The organism is Terrabacter sp. BE26 (assembly GCF_041941675.1).
GTDB lineage: Bacteria > Actinomycetota > Actinomycetes > Actinomycetales > Dermatophilaceae > Terrabacter.
This window is the reverse complement of the sequence record NZ_CP090122.1, coordinates 4108343-4124933: the sequence shown is the minus strand read 5'-3', so window position 1 is coordinate 4124933 and position 16591 is coordinate 4108343. Positions and strand designations below refer to the sequence as shown.

Sequence of the window (16591 nt, the reverse complement as noted above, 5' to 3'; positions counted from 1 at the left end):
ACTGCGCGAGCGGATGCATCTTCCGGTCGTTCGCGGCCGCAACCTGTGCCCACGTCTTCCCGCCCGCCGGGTGGAACACTCGTACGACCCTCGGGAACCCGGTCGGCACGACGGAACCGGCCGGAACCCCGGGAAAGTGGTCGCCGAGGAGTCTCTCGTTGACCCAGTCACCAGCGTGTGGATCTGTGAGTCGGCTGAGCCCCGCCATGGGGCGATCATGCCTGACATCGGCAGCAACCGTGCGCTTCAGCAAGGCTCAGGCCGACGGCTGCCGCCGGCGCGCAAGCACGTCCCAACGGCGGCATGGTCGGACGTCGCACTGGACAGGTGGCAGTGCCTGCGCAGCGGTGCCACATGTGTAGGCGGCATCACCAGCGGCCGGTGCGCAGCTGCTCATGGCCCGGTTCCCGTGGGGTGCTTTGACTCACGGGGCCTCTCGCCCTCGCGGCCCGTCAGCACCTCAGGTGCGGCGTCAGTTCTGAACTGCGCGCTGGAGAGTCCTCGTGAGGGCCGCTGGCCAGTCCGCCTCGTGGGCGACGGTGAGAAGTTCGGAGGAGGAGGACAGCCGCAGCACGCGGCTTTGCCCCTGCTGCCACGCCCCGTTGACCTTCTTCGCGTCGACCGAGGCCGGCCACGTCGGCGACGGCAGTCCGATGAGGTCGTAGAGCGGCGTGGAGGACGACCCAAGACGTAGGTAAGCATCCCAGGACCGGGGATCGAGGCTCTCGCGGTTTCGCGCTGGGTCGTTGAAGTGGTCGAGGTCGATCCAGAGGTTGCTCAGGTCGACGTCGCCCGGGTCCTTCGGAGGCAGTAGGCGGGCCAACGCCCCGCGCGGGCCCCGGAAGCCGGGAGGGTCCGGGTTGATCAGCACCACGGCACGCGCGTCTTTGGCGTGTCGGCTCGCCCAAGTGAGCGCGATGGGGGCACCGAACCCGTCACCGAGCACCACGACAGGCTGGGTGAGCTTGAGCCCGGAGCTGACGCCGTCGAGGTCATCGGCCAGGGAGGTGAAGGTCTGCAATCGCGAAGCCGAGTCGCTGCGGCCGACGCCGAGCCGGTCGTACAGGCACGCCTGCGCATTCGGGGTCAGGTTATGCAGAGCCGGGCCCGTGTCATCCATGGAGCGCCCGTAGTCAGCCACAAGGATAACTGCGGGGCCACTGCCGTCGCACCGGGCTGCGAAGTGCCGGCTTCCCACGACGATGTAGCGCTCCGTGCCGGCCGTCGGCACCCGCGCGGTCGCAGACGCCGCTTGGCTTATCCCGCCAGGGGAGGTCGGGGCGGTGGCGGTGTGGTCCGGGGTGGAGGGGGCCTGGTTGGTGCCGGCGGTGCAGCCGGTGATGCTCAGTTCGACCGCTAAGCCGGCGGCAGCGAGCGCACTGCCAAGGGCGCCGCGATGCTTGCGCTCGTTGGTCGTGGTTCTCATGGGTGCCTCTCGCCGCGCCTGACCCGCAACACGTGGCTCGTGACCCAGCATGGGAGGTTCCAGAGTCTTATCTTCGAGTCTGCTCCGTCGGTGTCGGGCATGCAGCCATTCCTGGCAGATCGGTGGTTGCCGGCTGTGACGGCGCTGGGCGTTGACCGAGCGCCGTGCGGGGAGGATCGTGAGCAGTGCAGGGCCTCGTCGGACGGCCTGCCCGACCCGTGCCGTGCCGCACCATCATTGGGGGAGTGAACGAGGGGACGCGGTCATGGGGATCCGCGATGAACTGGGTCGTCTGACCCGCAAGGGCGACAAGGCCGGCCACGGCCATGCGTCGAGGCAGCACCCTCCGACCGAGGTCGAGCAGGCGCGCGACGTCGCGCGGTACAGGTACCTGCTGCGGGTCGCCTCCCACGAACGGCTGGAGCAGGCGCACCAGGAGGCGTTCACTGCGCTTGAACCGGGACAGCGCGAGCGTCTGTTCCTGCGCCTGTGTCACGACCTGCCGGAGGAGGATCGGCCGAGCAGCAGCTCTCCGGCCGAGCTCGCCCATGCGGCGGTGGTCGCGCAGCAGACCGACCGCGGGTATCTCCTGCGGATGCTGCGCCGGCCAGGGCAGGGCGTCACCGAAGGTCACGGCATCAACACCCCATCGGAGTCTGGGGACTCCCTCTTCGCTGGGTCCGTCCTCGCACCGGTGGCAGCGACCGCCACCCACTCGACCGCGGTGAGCGACTCACTGGAGGCCTTCCACAACTCGCCTGAGGCAGCGCAGGTCGATGCGTCCGTGTTCGTCCGGCCCCCGGGCCCCGTGGGACATGCCGCGTGGGAAGCAGGCCTTGGCGGCGCCCCAGACGGCGGTGGCTGACCCCGAGCGGCCCAGCCGGAGCCCAGATCTGTCTCGCCTCCTCCGTGCCAGCGACCCGGCGGCCCCATCCCCGAAAGGAGACGACTATGCCTTCACCTGACAGCACACATCGAGAGCCCGGCCAAGAGCAACGCCGGCCAGGCCGATGGTGGTGCCGCCTGCACCTGTGGCACCGCTGGCGGACGCACCGGTACCCGAACACCACGGACTTCGGAGCGCGGTACCAGGAGTGCCTCGACTGCGGAAAGCAACGGGACGTGCCGGTCGGCGGCGGCATCGTCGGCTGACAACGACGACTCTGCCGCGTTGGGGTGGGCCCACTATGGGACAGCGCTACGGAGTTCACGAAGGCAACAGGCGAACCAGGGCGAGGGCCGGCGGTTTGCGGCCTCCGAGGCCGTGACCTCCGGCGTCCGCACATCGGCATGACAGGAAGGGTGCTTCCACCTTCCACGAGCGCGTGGCGAGCAGAGGCCTGGTCTTGTGTCGGCGTCAGCTGGGGGCGCCGCCGGAACCGCAACGAACCAGGGCTGGGAGGGTGGTTCTACGTTCGTGGAGAGCCACTCCGGGAGAAGCCCAGTCCCATTCGCCCTCCTCGCTCGGCACCTCGCGCGTCGGCAGCCACCGGCCCTCGTACCAGCGGGGGTACTCACTCCAGGCCCAGGCTCGCGCCTCCGACAGCTTCCGTTGCAGGGACTCGATCCGCTGGACATGCTCTCGGGCTCAGGCACCCAGTCTCCGCGTTCGCTGCTCGCCCCGGCGCCTCGTGTTGCGGCGGTGAGAACACGGCGTCGATGCGGCTGCGCAGCGCCCATCGGCGCCTGCGGTAGTCGCTCCAGAGGAAGGGATGTCTGGGCGACGCGGAGGACCGTCTCCCTCGACACACCGGGTCGCGCCCCAGACCCGGCAGCCACCACGTCCTCCGGTCGCTGACGCGCGTGCTCCTCCCCGGTGGCGGGGTCCCACCAGAACGCGCCGCGGCCGACGTTCCCGGCCAGCCGGTGAACCCGGCTGGTGCTCGCCTCAGCCGCGGAGCACCTCCGTGACGGCCAGCGCGTCGGCGGGTGGCGGCTGCCCGGCCCCACGGTGGCGCGGTAGCGCAATTGTGTCAATCCTGTGCGGAAGCTAGGTCTCGCATTGAAGCACAGAACCTGTCGGCGCAGGTCAGCGGCGTTTTGGCTCTGACTTGCGCTGGCAAACCTCAGATGTCGCGGAAGACCTCGATCGTCGCGCCCAGGGCGTTGAGGCGCTCGGCGAGGTCCTCGTAGCCGCGGTTGATGACGTAGACGTTGCGCAGCACCGACGTGCCCGGCGCAGCGAGCATCGCCAGGAGGACGACGACGCCCGGACGCAGTGCCGGCGGGCACATCACCTCGGCTGCGCGCCAGCGGGTCGGGCCCTCGACGATGACGCGGTGCGGGTCGAGCAGCTGCACCTTGGCGCCGACCTTCGTCAGCTCGGTCAGGTAGATGGCGCGGTTCTCGTAGACCCAGTCGTGGATCATCGTGCTGCCCTCGGCGACCGCCCCGATCAGGGCGAAGAAGGGCAGGTTGTCGATGTTGAGCCCGGGAAAGGGCATCGGGTGGATCTTGTCGATGGGTGCGTGCAGCGGCCCGGGAATCGTCGTCAGGTCGACGAGGCGGGTCTTGCCGTTGGCCGAGGTGTACTCGGCCGACAGCTCGTACTTCATCCCCATGCCGTCGAGGGTCGCCAGCTCGATCTCGATGAACTCGATCGGCACCCGTCGGATCGTGATCGAGCTGTCGGTCACGACCGCCGCGGCGATCAGGCTCATCGCCTCGATCGGGTCCTCGCTGGGGGAGTACTCCACATCGACGTCGATCTCGGCCAGGCCATGCACGGTCAGGGTGGTCGTGCCGATGCCCTCGATGCGCACGCCGAGCTTCTCGAGGAAGAAGCACAGGTCCTGGACCATGTAGTTGGGGCTGGCGTTGCGGATGACAGTGGTGCCGGCGTGGCGCGCGGCCGCCATGAGGACGTTCTCGGTGACCGTGTCGCCCCGCTCGGTGAGCACGATGGCGCGCTCCGGGTTGACGGAGCGGTCGGAGTGGGCCTCGTAGAAGCCGTGGGTGGCCGTCACCTCGAGCCCGAACGCGCGCAGCGCGCTCAGGTGGGGCTCGACGGTGCGGGTGCCGAGGTCGCAGCCGCCGGCATACGGCAGCTGGAAGCTCTCGTAGTCGTGCAGCAGGGGACCGAGGAACATGATCACCGTGCGGGTGCGGCGCGCAGCGGCGACGTCGATGCCCTCGAGGTTGAGCTCGGCCGGCGGGATGATCTCGAGGTCGCTGCTGTCGGGCAGCCACCGGGTGCGCACGCCGATCGAGGCCAGCACCTCGAGGATGCGGTTGACCTCCTCGATGCGCGCGAGGTTGCGCAGGGTCGTGCGGCCGCGGTTGAGCAGCGCCGCGCACAGCAGCGCGACGGCGGCGTTCTTGGAGGTCTTGACGTCGATGGCGCCGGTGAGCTTCTGGCCGCCGACGATGCGCAGGTGCTGCGGGCCGGAGTGGCCGAGGGAGACGAACTCCGAGTCGAGGGCGTCGCCGATCTTCGCGAGCATCTCGAGGCTGAGGTTCTGCTTGCCCTGCTCGATGCGGGTGACCGCCCCCTGGGAGCTGCCGAGCAGCTCCGCCAGGTCAGACTGGGTCATCCCCTTGTGGCGTCGGGCGTCGCGGATGAGTCCGCCGATCCGGGTGAGGTATGTCTGAGTCACGTCGACGAGGCTAACTCATATATGAGTTAGGGCAAATCAGCCACGCAGGGTGAGGTCACGGACGCGGGGGAGGTCCCGCGTCCGTGACCGCTGGGGGCCCGGGGGTATGCCGTGTGCCGCCCGCGTGCCCCGCCCGCCGTCAGCGCGGGGCGTCGGCCACCCCGGAGGGGAGGAAGCGCGAGCCGGTGACGGCCTCGGCGACGCCGCTCCGGTCGAGCAGCGGCGTGATGCCGCCGTTCCAGAACTGGAAGCCGGCGCCGGTGATCATCGCGAGGTCGATGTCCATGGGGGCCTGCGCGACGCCCTCGTCGAGCATCCGGCGGGCCTCGTCGGCGAGGACGGTCAGCACCCGCTGACGTACCTGGGCGAGGTCGAGCACGGCCGGCTCGGCCGGCCTCTCGATGAGCTCGGCGACCTCGGGGTCGAGGACCGGACGCCCGGTGCTGAGGTCGTAGAAGCCGCGCTTTCCGGCCGCGACGATCCGCTGGAGGGTCGGCGACGCGTAGAACCGGTCGGGAAAGGCCCGCACGAGCGTCTCGCCGTTGTGCAGCGCGATGGCCGGCCCGACGAGCCCGATGAGGACGAACGGCGGCATCGGCGCCAGTCCGGCGAAGGCGCGGTCGACGACCTCGATCGGGGTGCCCTCGTCGAGGATCTTCGCGGCCTCGCCCATGAACCGGCCGAGGAGACGGTTGACGATGAACGACGGGCGGTCCGCAGCACGGATGCACGTCTTCTTCAGTGCCCTGCCGACGGCGAATGCCGTTGCAAGAGTGGCGTCGTCGGTGCGCTCGCCCGGGATGACCTCGAGCAGCGGCATGACGGCGACCGGGTTGAAGAAGTGGAAGCCGACAACCCGCTCGGGGTGCCCGAGCTGCGCGGCCATCTCGGCGATCGACAGGCTCGAGGTGTTGGTGGCGAGCACGCACTCGGGCGAGACGACCGCCTCGACCTCGGCGAAGACCTGCTGCTTGACCGACATCTCCTCGAAGACCGCCTCGATGACGAAGTCGGCGTCCGCGAAGCCGTCCTTGCTCGTCGACCCGGTCACCAGGGCCTTGTAGCGGTTCAATCGGTCGGGGTCCAGCCGGCCCTTGCCGGCGAGCTTGTCGAGCTCGGCGTGGACGTAGCCGACGCCCTTCGCGACGCGCTCGTCGTCGATGTCGGTGAGCACGACGGGCACCTGGAGGCGCTGGATGAACAGCAGCGCGAGCTGGCTGGCCATCAGGCCGGCGCCGACGATGCCGACCTTGGTCACCTTCCGGGCGAGGGCCTTGTCGGGCGCCCCGGCCGGGCGCTTGGCGCGCTTCTGGACGAGGTCGAAGGCGTAGAGCCCGGCGCGCAGCTCGTCGCTCATGAGCAGGTCGGCGAGCACCTCGTCCTCGGCGGCGAAGCCCGCCTCGCGGGTCGCGGTGCGCGCGGCGGCGAGCAGGTCGAGGGCGGCGTACGGGCTCCTGGCCTGCCGGCCGGTCTTGGCATCGGAGAGCCTGCGGGCCTTGGCGATCGCGGCGTCCCACGCCGTCTCGTCGCGGTGGACCTCGGGACGCTCGACGGCGACCTCGCCGGAGATGACGCGTGCGGCCCAGGCGATGGACTCCTCGAGGAAGTCGGCCGGCTCGAGGAGCACGTCGGCCAGGCCGAGCCTGTAGGCGTCGACGCCCTTGAGCATCCGGTTCTGGCTCAGCGGGTTCTCGACGACGACGGTGATCGCCTTGTCGATCCCGACGAGGTTGGGCAGCATCCAGCAGCCGCCCCAGCCGGGGACCAGGCCGAGGAAGACCTCGGGGAGGGCGACGGCGGGCACGCCTGCGCTCATGGTGCGGTAGGTCGCCGACAGCGCCAGCTCCACGCCGCCGCCCATGGCGGCGCCGTTGACGAAGGCGAAGGTCGGCACCGGCAGGTCGGAGAACGCCGCGTATGCCGCGTGGCCGGCTCGGGCGATCTCGAGCGCCTGGTCGCGCGAGCCGATGAACGGCACACCGGTCAGGTCGGCGCCGACGGCGAAGATGAACGGCTTGCCGGTGACGGCGACGGCCGCGATCTCGCCCGCCTCGGCGCGCCGGCGGAGCGCGGCGATCGTCGCGGTGAGGCCGGCGATGGACTGGGGGCCGAACGTGTTCGGCTTGGTGTGGTCGAAGCCGTTGTCGAGCGTGATGAGGGCCAGGGTGCCTGCGTCGCCGGGCAGGGTGATGTCGTGCACCGGCGTGCGGGTGACGACCTCGCTGGCGAAATCGGCTGCAGCCCTGGTGTCCTCGGTGGTGGTGGCGCTCACTGGGCGATCTCCTCGTCGGTCGTGCTGGTCGGCGTGGTGCTCGTCGTCGCCGACGACTCGTAGGCCTCGTGGTGCGGGTTCTCCCAGATGACGGCGCCGCCCATGCCGATGCCGATGCACATCGCGGTCAGGCCGTAGCGCACCTCGGGGTGCTCCTCGAACTGGCGGGCGAGCTGGGTCATGAGCCGGACGCCGGAGCTGGCGAGCGGGTGGCCGGTGGCGATGGCGCCGCCGTACTCGTTGACGCGCGGGTCGTCGTCGGCGATGCCGAAGTGGTCGAGGAAGGCGAGCACCTGCACGGCGAAGGCCTCGTTGAGCTCGAAGAGGCCGATGTCCTCGATCGTGAGGCCCGCCTTGGCGAGGGCCTTCTCGGTGGCGGGGACCGGGCCGACACCCATGACCTCGGGTTCGACGCCGACGAAGGACCAGGAGACGAGGCGCATCCGGACGGGCAGGCCGAGCTCGGCCGCGGCCTGCTCGGAAGCGAGAAGGCAGGCGGTGGCGCCGTCGTTGAGGCCGGCGGCGTTGCCCGCGGTCACGTTGCCGTGCGCACGGAACGGCGTCTTGAGCTGGCCGAGGTCCTCGACGGTCGTGCCGGGGCGCGGCGGCTCGTCGGCGGTGGCGAGCCCCCAGCCCCTCTCGGCGTGACGGGTCGCGACGGTCACGAGGTCGCGCTGGATCTTGCCGTCGGCATACGCCTTCGCGAGCTTGTCCTGGCTGCCGACGGCGAAGGAGTCTGCGCGCTGCCTGGTCAGCTGCGGGAAGCGGTCGTGCAGGTTCTCGGCGGTCTTGCCCATGACGAGGGCATCGGGGTCGACGATCTTCTCGGCGACGATGCGCGGGTTGGGGTCCACGCCCTCGCCCATGGGGTGGCGGCCCATGTGCTCGACACCACCGGCGATCGCGACGTCGTAGGCGCCGAAGGCGATCGAGCTCGCTGTGTTGGTCACCGCGGTCATCGCCCCGGCGCACATCCGGTCGACGGAGTAGCCGGGGGTCGTGTTCGGCAGGCCGGAGAGAAGGGCGGCGGTGCGGCCCAGCGTCAGACCCTGGTCGCCGATCTGGGTGGTCGCGGCGAGCGCGACTTCCTCGACCTTGTCCTTGGGCAGGGTGGGGTTGCGGTGCAGCAGCTCGCGGATGCACCGGATGACGAGGTCGTCGGCCCGGGTCTGGGCATACATGCCCTTCTCGCCGGCCTTGCCGAAGGGCGTCCGGACGCCGTCGACGAAGACGACCTCATTGAGTGCGCGGGGCACAGTGCCTCCAGTGGGTCGAGGGTGGTCGCAGGGACCAGGTCGGTCGCAGGACCGGGACGGAACCGGGTCCAGAGGCGCGGGTCCGCGCCCCCGGCTCATGCTACTTCTCGGTAACTTCACCGCCAACGGGCCCGCGCGTGAGCATGCTCACCCGAGGTGGCTGACCGAAGTACGAGGCCTTGGCGCGGGCGGGTCAGGCGGGTGGGTTCTCGCTGCAGGCCAGGGAGACCAGCGGCGCCGCGATCGTGGTCTGCCAGCGGCGAGCCCCCATCGAGGAGAGCGCGTCGGCGACCTCGGTCGTGGTGGGCGCTGCCGGTCCCTCCCAGAGGAAGCGGCGCAGCAGGTCGGGCGTCAGGAGGTTCTCGACGGGCACGGCCAGCTCGGCGGACACGGCGCCGAGGAGCTCACGCGAGCGGGTCAGGCGCGCGGCCGCCACCGGGTCACGGTCGGGCCACGCCTTGGGCGGCGGCGGACCGGTCGGTGGCAGGGTCAGCGGCGGCAGGTCCGTGTCGGGCAAATCGAGGGCCCGGGCGACCGTCTCGATGATCGCCTCCTGGTGGCGGCGGATCGAGCGGGCCAGGCGCGGGTCGCTCGACGACACCGTGCGGGGCGCCCTGGTCGCGCGTTGGTTGGCGATGGCGATCTCACTGATGGCGGCGTCGGGCAGGACGCGGCCGGGCGAGGTGTCGCGCTGCTGCGCGGTCGCGTCGCGCCAGAACCACAGCTCGCGCACGATCGCGAGGCCGCGCCGGCCCCGCACCTTGTGCATGCCCGAGGTGCGGCGCCAGGGGTCGACGCGCGGCTCGGGGCCGGTGAAGTCCAGCAGGTGCTCGAACTCCTCGCGCGCCCACGCGTCCTTGCCCTGCGAGGCGAGCTCGGCGGCGACGGCGTCGCGGAGGTCGACGAGCACCTCGACGTCGAGGGCGGCATACCGGAGCCAGGGCTCGGGCAGCGGCCGCACCGACCAGTCGACCGCGGAGTGCTCCTTGGCCAGCTGCTGCCCGAGGTAGTGCTCGACCATGGCCCCGAGCCCGACGCGGGGCAGGCCGGCCAGCCGGCCGCCGAGCTCGGTGTCGAAGAGCGCCTGCGGGCGCAGCCCGACCTCGGCCAGGCAGGGCAGGTCCTGGGTGGCCGCGTGGAGGATCCACTCGGCGTCGCCGATGGCGTCTCCGATGGGGGAGAGGTCAGGACAGGCGATCGGGTCGATGAGCCAGGTGCCGGCCCCCTCGCGTCGGATCTGCACGAGGTAGGCGCGCTGCCCGTAGCGGTAGCCGGAGGCCCGCTCGGCATCGATGCCGACGGGACCCGTGCCGCCGGCGATGGCCTCGGCGGCGCGCATCAGGGTGCGCTCGTCGACCACGACGTCCGGCACGCCGTCGCGCGGGTGCGTCAGCGGCACCAGAGCCGGCGCGGCGTCCGTGCCGTCCGCCACGAGCTCGTCTGCCACGAGCTCGTCTGCCGCATCGGCAGCCTCGCTCACAGGGGGGTCTACGACCGCGTCGGTTGCGAGCACGTCCGTGGCCTCGCCGGTCGGCTCCTTCGGCTCCGCTGTCACCGGCGCTGCCCCGGCAGGGGGACGACGCCGTCGGGCAGGGGCGGGATGCCGGCGATGGTGCACAGCAGGTCGGCCCAGGCGCGCAGGTGATCGGCCGCGTCGCCGGCGACCGGCGTCCAGGAGGCGCGGATCTCCATCTCCACGCTCGCCGCACGGTCGGCGAGACCGGCGAAGCTCTCGCTGACGACCCGGGTCACGGTGCCCGCCTCGGCGGTCCAGGTGAGCCCTCGGCTCGAGAGCGACTCGCTGAGCCAGGACCAGCCGACGGCGCCCAGCATGGGGTCGCCGGCGAGCTCGGGCTCCAGCTCGGCGCGGGCGAAGGTGACGATGCGCCACTGGCCGTCCCAGGTCTCGGGGGCGGTCGGGTCGTGCAGCAGCACGAACCGGCCGGTCGCCAGGTCCTCGTCGGGGTCGGCGACGTCGATGACATCGGCGGTGATCGCGGCGGCATACGGGGCGATACGCGTGGGGGCCGGCACCTCGGTGAGGCGCACCTCGGAGCGCAGGCGGACGTCTCGCAGGGCGCTCAGCGTCCTTGCGAAGACCGCGCCGTTGCTGCCCGGCAACGTTCTCGTGTGCACCGGATGAGCGTATGCCGCATGCGGGCCATCTGTCCTCAGGCCACGCCGGGCGTGCGTGGCCCGTGGCCCCCTCGGGGCCATGGCAGGATTGACCGGTGCCGACCGCAGCCCTACCAGACACCCGTCAGAGCGACCTCGTGCGCGCTGCCCGCAGGGAGCCGGTCAGCCGCACCCCCGTGTGGTTCATGCGCCAGGCCGGACGCTCCCTGCCCGAGTACCGCGCGATCCGCGAGGGCGTGCCGATGCTCGAGTCGTGCATGCGTCCCGAGCTGGTCACCGAGATCACCCTGCAGCCGGTGCGCCGCCACGGGGTCGATGCCGCCATCTTCTTCAGCGACATCGTCGTGCCCCTCAAGGCGATCGGGGTCGACCTCGACATCGTGCCGGGGGTGGGCCCCGTCGTGGCGCGCCCGGTGCGCTCGGCAGCCGACCTCGACCAGCTCGTGCCGTTGACGCCGGAGCACGTGCCCTTCGTCACCGAGTCGGTGCAACAGCTCGTCCGCGAGCTCGGGGAGACGCCGTTGATCGGTTTCGCCGGCGCTCCTTTCACGCTGGCCTCCTACCTTGTCGAGGGTGGCCCCTCCAAGAACCACGAGAAGACCAAGGCGCTCATGCACGGCGACCCGCAGCTGTGGGACGCCCTGTGCGCCAGGCTCGCCCAGATCTCGGGTGAGTTCCTCCGCGTCCAGGCGCAGGCCGGTGCCAGCGCCGTCCAGCTCTTCGACTCGTGGGCGGGCGCGCTGTCACGCACCGACTACGCCGATCTGGCACAACCGCACTCCGCAGCCGCACTCGCCGCGGTCGAGGACCTCGACGTGCCACGCATCCACTTCGGCGTCGGCACCGGAGAGCTGCTGGCGCTCATGGGCGAGGCCGGGGCCGAGGTCGTCGGCGTCGACTACCGCGTGTCGCTGACCGACGCCGTCGATCGTCTCGGGCCCGGGTATGCCGTCCAGGGCAACCTCGACCCCGCGCTGCTGTTCGCGCCTTGGGAGGCGCTCGAACGGCGCGTGCGCGAGATCGTCGAGGAGGGGCGCCGGGCGCCGGGGCACATCTTCAACCTCGGCCACGGGGTGCTGCCGAATGTCGACCCCGAGGTGCTCACCCGCGTCACGGCGCTCGTGCACGAGTGCTCGAGCCGCGGATGACGGCAACGGCGCCCAAGATGACGACGGCAGCGCCCTCGGTCGCTCGCTCCAGCCTGACCATGCTGGGCGGCTCGATGGCCTCGCGCCTGCTCGGCATCCTGCGCAACGCCCTCATCACGGCGATCATCGGGCTCACGCTTGCGGGCGACGCGTTCTCGCTCGCGAACACTCTGCCCAACGTGCTCTACGTGCTGGCCGCGGGGGGCATCCTCAACGCCGTCCTGATCCCGTCGCTGGCGCGCGCGATGAAGCTGGACGACGGCGGCCAGGAGTTCACCGACCGGGTCATCACCGTCGCGCTCGCCGGGATGGCGGCCATCACGGTCCTCGTCATGGCAGGGGCAGGCGGCTTCGTCTGGCTGCTCGCACGCAACTCCTCGCCGGACTTCAAGAGCCTGGCGCTGGCCTTCTCGCTGATCTGCCTGCCGCAGATCTTCTTCTACGGCCTCTTCGCCCTGCTCGGCCAGATCCTCAATGCCAGAGGTCGGTTCGGCGCGTTCGCGTGGGCGCCGTTCATCGCCAACGTGGTCGCCGTGGCCGGGCTGTTGCTCTTCCTCGTCGTGTTCCCCAAGCCGCACCTCGTCGACGTAGCCGGCCAGGCCCGCGCGCGCAACCCGTCGGAGTGGACGGCGCCGATGATCTGGCTCTTCGCCGGCTCGGCCACCCTCTCGGTCGTCGTCCAGGCGCTGTCGCTTCTTCCGGCCCTGCGCCGCACCGGCTTCCACTACCGCCCCCGCTGGGGCGTGCGCGGTGTCGGCCTCGGAGGCGTGAGCCGCCTCGCCCTCTGGGCCTTCGCAGGCCTGGCCATCTCGCAGCTCGGCTTCTTCATCAGCCAGGGCGTCCTCAACAACGCGACGGCCTCGGCCGCTCGGATGGGACTCGGCCGCGAGGTGCGCGGCCCAGCGGCCTACGGGGTCGCCTTCACCCTCTTCATGCTGCCGCACGCCTTCGTGACCACCTCGATCATCACGGCGCTCTTCCCGCGATTCTCGGCGGCCGCGGCCTCCGGGGACAGGGCGGCCCTGCGACGTGACTTCCGCCAGGGCCTGACCATGCCGCTCGTGGCCAACGTGCCGATCATGGTCCTCGTCGTCGTCCTCGCCCGCCCGATCGTGGCCCTGCTCTATCCCAGTGGCACCGACCCGCGGTCGGTCGAGGTTTCGGCGAGCGTGCTCGTCATCATGATCCTCGGCCTCGTTCCGTTCGGGGTGGACCTGCTCTGCTACCGCATGTTCTTCGCCCTCGAGGACGGCAAGCCGACGGTGGTCATGCAGGCGCTGCTGACCGGCATCAGCGCCCTCGCGGGCATCATCACGATCTTCATCAACCCGGTGTGGGCGATCGGGATCATGGCCATGGGGCAGACCGTGGGCAACATCGTCAGCTCCGGCGTCGGGCTCTACCTGCTGCGCCGCCGCACCGGCAGCCTCGGCCTCATGGGCTCCGTCGTCACCGCGTCGCGGGTCGGCATCGCCGCGGTAGTGGCCGGGCTCGTCGCCTGGGCTGTCACGGTGGTGGTCCACCCGATCACCGCCGGAGCCATCGCTGGGGCGTCGTCCGTCGGCAAGCGGATCTTTGCCAGCGCCCTGGAGATCGGCCTGACTGGCCTCGTCTTCGGCGTGATCTACCTGGGCATCGCCCACGCGCTGCACGTCCGCGAGGTCAGGCAGGTCTCGGACATGGTGCGCCGCCGACTGGTCCGCTGAGGCACTCAGGCACTCAGGCACTCAGGCACTGAGGTCCTGGGGGGCCCCGCCGCCCTGGGGCAGCGGGGCCCTGTGGCAGCGAGCCACGGAACGAGCCACTGAAAGGCCTGGCACCGGAACCGTCACCGGTCCGGGTCGGAGGTCCCGGATGCCGAAGAGGTGCCGGTGGAAGAGGTGCCGGTGGAAGAGGTGCCGGTGGACGCGCTGCCGCCGGAGGCGGGAGTGCTCGCGGCGGGGACGGCGGGAGGTGAGCTGGTCGAGGCGGCCGGAGCTGCGCCGGCGCCGCGGCGGCGCCACAGCCGCAGGGCGAGCAGGCCGAGCGGCACGAGGACGAGGAGCCACGGGAGCAGGGCGGCCAGCCCGGTGAGGACGACCGTGAGCGAGCCGAGGAGGCTGTCCCACGCCGATCGCAGGCCCGTGACGATGCCGTTGCCGGACGGCGCTGGCGTGGGCCCGGTGGTCGCGGCGGTCCACAGCGAGACGGTGACATCGCTGCTCGTCGTCACGGCGTCGAGCTGCGCCAGCCGCTGGGTCAGCGAGTCGAGGTCGGCCTGACGACGGGTCAGCTCGCTCTCGAGCGTGATGATCTGCTGCAGGTCCGTCGCCTTCGCCAGCAGCGCACGGACCCGGTCGATCCCGTCGCGCATGGGCTGGATCCGCGCCTTGGTGTCGACGTAGCTGTCGGTCACGTCCTCCGACTGGGACGAGCGGTAGCTGACGGTGCCGAGCCGCGACAGCTGCGTCAGCACCTCATCGAGCGCCTTGGCCGGCACGTTGAGCACCATCCGCGCCTGGTCCACCCCGACCTCCTGCAGGGAGGCAGTCGACCGGCTGGGGGACTGGAGGCCCGGCGAGCTCGTCACCCCGCCGGAGAGTGGCCCGACCGGATCTCCGGTCGGGCCACCTGTGGGATCGATCGAGGTCACGACGTTCTCGGAGGTGACCTGGCCCCCCGCGTCGGTGGCGACGACGCGGGCCCGGGCTGCGGCTCCGGCGAGGTCTGTCACCTTCAGGCCGAGCCAGGCCGTGCGGGCGATCTTGGGACCAACCACGGAGTCGCTGGCGCCGGCGGAGGTGCTGGGGGCCTGCGCCCCTTGCTTGCCCGCGGCCGGACCAGAGGGGGCGGACGGAGCGGAGGGAGCGACGGCCGCACCGGCAGAACCGTTGCCGGCCCGCGCGGGCGCGCCCGCGCCGGCCGAGACCCGGGCATCGGCCGACCCTGCGACGGAACCGCCGGTCACGCCGCGCAGGCCGAGAGGGACCGCGAGCCCGAGCAGGACGACCGCCGCCGCGGCGGCGACGACCAGCCCACGCCGGGCCGAGGGTGCAGGCGAGGGCTCAGGTGACGACTGACGTGGCGACTGCCTGGGAGCCTCCGATGGTGGCTGCGCAGGTCCGGAGCTGGGGCGGGGCAGGTGCGAGAGCGCGGTCATGGGTCAGCCTTTCGACGGGTCGCCCTCCGCGGTGTCACGTGGTGGACACATGGTGGTCACGTGGTGGTGCTGGCTCCGCAACGCAGCCGTGGCGACGTGGTGCCTGCAAAGACACCTGAGTGACCGGGGACGTTGCGTGGCACGTGCCGCCCAGCCCCGCAGTACGCACCGCCCCGAGCACGGCACCGCGGGACGAGGGTGCGAGAGTGGCGGCATGGCAAGGACGGTCGCCGTGCTCGGCGGTGGGATCAGCGGACTGTCGGCGGCGTGGGACCTGGCCCGTTCCGACAGCGGCTGTCAGGTGACGCTGCTCGAGGGCACCGACCGCGTCGGTGGCAAGCTCCGCCTCGCGGACGTCGGCGGAGTGCGCATCGACGTCGGCGCCGAGTCGGTGCTCGCCCGCCGGCCGGAGGCCCTGACCCTCTTCGACGAGCTGGGGCTCGAGGACCGCATCACGCACCCGGGCCCTGCCGCGGCCTCGATCGTCTCCCGCGGGAAGCGGTGGCCGATGCCGCGCGGCACCCTGATGGGGGTGCCGTCGGACCCCGAGTCCGTGCGCGGGCTGCTGAGCCCCGACGAGGTCGACCGGCTCGCGCGCGAGGTCCTCGGCGAGGTCGTCGAGGGTGACGTCTCCGTGGGCGACCTCGTCGACCGTCGGCTCGGCACCGCGGTGACCGACCGGCTCGTGGAGCCGCTGCTCGCGGGCGTGTATGCCGGCCACGCCCGTGAGATCTCCGCAGAGCAGGCGGTGCCGGTGCTCGCTGCGGCGGCCCGCGAGGGGCGGCCGTTGCTGGACGTCGCACGCACCGCGGCCGCCGCTGCGGCCAACGGCTCCGCGGCCGGTCGCCCCGTCTTCGCGTCCCTCGTCGGAGGCCTCGGCACGCTGCCGGAGGAGCTGGAGCACGCGCTCATCGCGTCCGGCGTCCACCTCCGCACCAGAACGGTCGTCCGGGAGCTGCGCCGGGACGGCGACGGCTGGGTCGTCGCGACCGGTCCGACCACCGACGTGACCCGGGAGCGCTTCGACGCCGTCGTGGTCGCCACCCCGGCACCCCCGGCCTCCCGTCTGCTGAGGAGCGCCGCTCCCGCCGCCTCGCGTGCGCTGGCAGGCATCGAGTACGCGTCGATGGCGATCGTCACGCTCGCCCTCGACGGTCCGCCGCCCGCCGTGCTGGACGGCAGCGGCTTCCTCGTGCCGCCGACCGAGCCGCTGACGATCAAGGCGTCGACCTTCAGCACCGTCAAGTGGCCCTGGCTCGCGACGGCACACCCCGGACGGACCTTCCTGCGCGCCTCGGTCGGACGCCACCGCGAGGAGAGCTCACTCCAGCGGTCCGACGACGAGCTCGTCGACGTCGCCCTCGCCGACCTGCGGCGGGTCCTGGGTGAGCTGCCCGACCCGAGCGCCGCCCACGTGCAGCGCTGGGGCGGGGGACTGCCGCAGTACGCCGTCGGGCACCGTCTGCGCCTGGCGCCCACCCGTGACCTCCCGCCGGGGCTCGCGCTGTGCGGGGCCGCATACGACGGGGTGGGCATCCCGGCCTGCATCGCCTCCGGTCGGGCTGCTGCCCGAGCCGTCCAGACCCCGTGACAGGCGCCCCCATGGAAGTTGGGATGA

The 16591-nt window shown here is 71.7% G+C and carries 11 protein-coding genes; 4 read left to right on the top strand and 7 right to left on the bottom strand.

Annotation, left to right across the window (positions count from 1 at the left end; genetic code table 11):
* Positions 1–472: 472 nt before the first annotated feature.
* Positions 473–1426 (bottom strand): alpha/beta fold hydrolase, encoded by a 954-nt coding sequence (locus LQK93_RS18855; RefSeq protein WP_374969293.1) that lies wholly within the window; start codon positions 1424–1426, stop codon positions 473–475.
* A 178-nt stretch (positions 1427–1604) separates the two neighbouring features.
* Here LQK93_RS18855 and LQK93_RS18850 point away from each other — a divergent pair, with 178 nt between their 5' ends.
* Entirely contained in the window at positions 1605–2291 is a 687-nt protein-coding gene (locus LQK93_RS18850) for a hypothetical protein (protein WP_374969292.1), read from the top strand.
* Positions 2292–3492: 1201 nt separating this feature from the next.
* Here LQK93_RS18850 and LQK93_RS18845 read toward each other — a convergent pair.
* The 5 genes from LQK93_RS18845 to LQK93_RS18825 form a co-directional block, all read right to left on the bottom strand.
* Positions 3493–5022, bottom strand: a complete 1530-nt coding sequence (locus LQK93_RS18845; protein ID WP_374969291.1) for a helix-turn-helix domain-containing protein — start codon at positions 5020–5022, stop codon at positions 3493–3495.
* Between the two features lie 139 nt (positions 5023–5161).
* Positions 5162–7294, bottom strand: coding sequence for a 3-hydroxyacyl-CoA dehydrogenase NAD-binding domain-containing protein (locus LQK93_RS18840; protein WP_374969290.1), 2133 nt, complete (start codon positions 7292–7294; stop codon positions 5162–5164).
* On the bottom strand, positions 7291–8550 hold the full coding sequence (locus LQK93_RS18835) for a thiolase family protein (protein WP_374969289.1): 1260 nt from the start codon (positions 8548–8550) through the stop codon (positions 7291–7293). The genes LQK93_RS18840 and LQK93_RS18835 overlap by 4 nt, the downstream gene beginning before the upstream one ends.
* A gap of 193 nt (positions 8551–8743) precedes the next feature.
* The gene (locus LQK93_RS18830; protein ID WP_374969288.1) at positions 8744–10105 is read right to left on the bottom strand and encodes an HRDC domain-containing protein; all 1362 of its coding nucleotides are present in this window, start codon (positions 10103–10105) and stop codon (positions 8744–8746) included.
* Positions 10102–10686 (bottom strand): DUF3000 domain-containing protein, encoded by a 585-nt coding sequence (locus tag LQK93_RS18825; protein ID WP_374969287.1) that lies wholly within the window; start codon positions 10684–10686, stop codon positions 10102–10104. Before LQK93_RS18825 ends, LQK93_RS18830 begins: the two co-directional genes overlap by 4 nt.
* Positions 10687–10781: 95 nt before the next feature.
* Here LQK93_RS18825 and hemE point away from each other — a divergent pair, with 95 nt between their 5' ends.
* Both hemE and murJ read left to right on the top strand, forming a co-directional pair.
* Positions 10782–11834 carry a uroporphyrinogen decarboxylase gene (hemE, locus tag LQK93_RS18820; protein WP_374969286.1) on the top strand — a complete coding sequence of 351 codons (1053 nt, stop codon included), beginning with the start codon at positions 10782–10784 and terminating at the stop codon, positions 11832–11834.
* A complete protein-coding gene (gene murJ / locus LQK93_RS18815; RefSeq protein WP_374969285.1) occupies positions 11831–13540 on the top strand; it encodes a murein biosynthesis integral membrane protein MurJ in 1710 nt (569 codons plus the stop codon). Before hemE ends, murJ begins: the two co-directional genes overlap by 4 nt.
* 122 nt (positions 13541–13662) lie before the next feature.
* On the opposite strand, the gene LQK93_RS18810 is transcribed toward murJ, so the two are convergent.
* Positions 13663–14973, bottom strand: a complete 1311-nt coding sequence (locus LQK93_RS18810; RefSeq protein WP_374969284.1) for a DUF4349 domain-containing protein — start codon at positions 14971–14973, stop codon at positions 13663–13665.
* A gap of 214 nt (positions 14974–15187) precedes the next feature.
* Here LQK93_RS18810 and hemG point away from each other — a divergent pair, with 214 nt between their 5' ends.
* Positions 15188–16564, top strand: a complete 1377-nt coding sequence (gene hemG, locus LQK93_RS18805; RefSeq protein ID WP_374969283.1) for a protoporphyrinogen oxidase — start codon at positions 15188–15190, stop codon at positions 16562–16564.
* Positions 16565–16591: the final 27 nt, after the last annotated feature.